The organism is Endozoicomonas atrinae, from assembly GCF_001647025.1.
In the GTDB taxonomy this organism is placed as follows: Bacteria; Pseudomonadota; Gammaproteobacteria; order Pseudomonadales; family Endozoicomonadaceae; genus Endozoicomonas; species Endozoicomonas atrinae.
The window spans coordinates 1-388 of record NZ_LUKQ02000809.1 but is presented as its reverse complement, the minus strand read 5'-3'; the positions used below and the strand labels follow the sequence as shown (position 1 = coordinate 388).

General features: G+C 56.4%; 1 protein-coding gene. It reads right to left on the bottom strand.

The features are described 5' to 3' along the window. Positions 1-388, bottom strand: a 388-nt coding sequence (locus AK963_RS34545; protein WP_175404812.1) for a hypothetical protein, incomplete at both ends; no start/stop codon positions are given.

The following is a 388-nucleotide window of genomic DNA, read 5'->3' as shown; positions in this document are numbered from 1 at the left end:
AATCCTTAACCACCGCATCCGGTGTGACCTGCTCGGGTTTCTGCTTGCCATCCGGTGTCAACAGCAGGCCCCTCAGGCAACATTCCGCTTTGAAGCGCGCTAGCTCCAGTGTTGCTTTGGCTGCCTGATAATCCTTAACCACCGCATCCGGTGTGACCTGCTCGGGTTTCTGCTTGCCATCCGGTGTCAACAGCAGGCCCCTCAGGCAACATTGTTCCTTAAAGCGCGCTATCCCCAGCTTGCCTTCTGGACTATCTGGGAAATCCTTAACCACCGCATCCGGTGTGACCTGCTCGGGTTTCTGCTTGCCATCCGGTGTCAACAGCAGGCCCCTCAGGCAACATTGTTCCTTAAAGCGCGCTATCCCCAGCTTGCCTTCTGGACTATC